The sequence below is a fragment of the Protofrankia sp. CiP1_Cm_nod3 genome (assembly GCF_982290655.1).
This window is the reverse complement of the sequence record NZ_CEVIVD010000218.1, coordinates 4,912-5,601: the sequence shown is the minus strand read 5'-3', so window position 1 is coordinate 5,601 and position 690 is coordinate 4,912. Positions and strand designations below refer to the sequence as shown.

At 73.8% G+C, this 690-nt stretch carries 1 protein-coding gene; it reads right to left on the bottom strand.

Going from position 1 to position 690, the window contains the following annotated elements:
* Positions 1–576, bottom strand: a 576-nt coding sequence (locus tag AC5LUJ_RS23020; RefSeq protein WP_493465751.1) for a DUF6444 domain-containing protein, incomplete at its 3' end; no start/stop codon positions are given.
* Between the last annotated feature and the right edge of the window lie 114 nt (positions 577–690).

Below are 690 nucleotides of genomic sequence, written 5' to 3'. Positions count from 1 at the left end.
CGCGCGCAGCTCCGGCCCGTACGACACCGGCGCCGCGGACAGCCCCTCGGGCCGGGCGGCCACATGGCGACGCCCGCAGCCGCACACCACCGGGTAAAGGTCATGCTGGGTCACGGTCGACCGGGCCGGCTCGAGATCGTGGGCCTGGTGCGAGCGCGCGGCCCCCGTCACCGTCGCCCCGGCGAGCGCCGCCCCGCAGCCACACGCACCGCCCGGAAAGTGCTGTTCGACCCGGTCCGGGTCCTCCCGCCAGGCCAGCGTCAGCCCGTCCGCGCCCGGCTGCTTGCCGCGCTGCTTCTTCCCCGCCCCGCCACCGCCCGCCGCCCCGGGAGTCCCGCCCGGCGGCGGCTCCGGCGGCTTCCGCCCCGGGATCGCGTCGTCCGTGGACGGCGACAACGACGAGTTCCGCGAGTTCCGCGACGCCTTCCGTTCCAGGTCAGCCGCCTTCGCCGCCAACTCCGCGATCTCCCTGGCCTGCGCCGCCACCGTCACCCGCAGCTCACCGATCAACTCCGCCTGCGCGCGCACGAGGGCGATCAGTCCCTCAAGGGGCATCTCCTCCGGCTGCGCGGGCACCCCGCTACATCACCACACGCACCAGACCTGCTGCGCCACGCGTCAGCCAACAACCGAACCCGGCTCGAGAGCCGGCCACCCACAGCAACATCAACAAAGAACCTGAACGTTTAC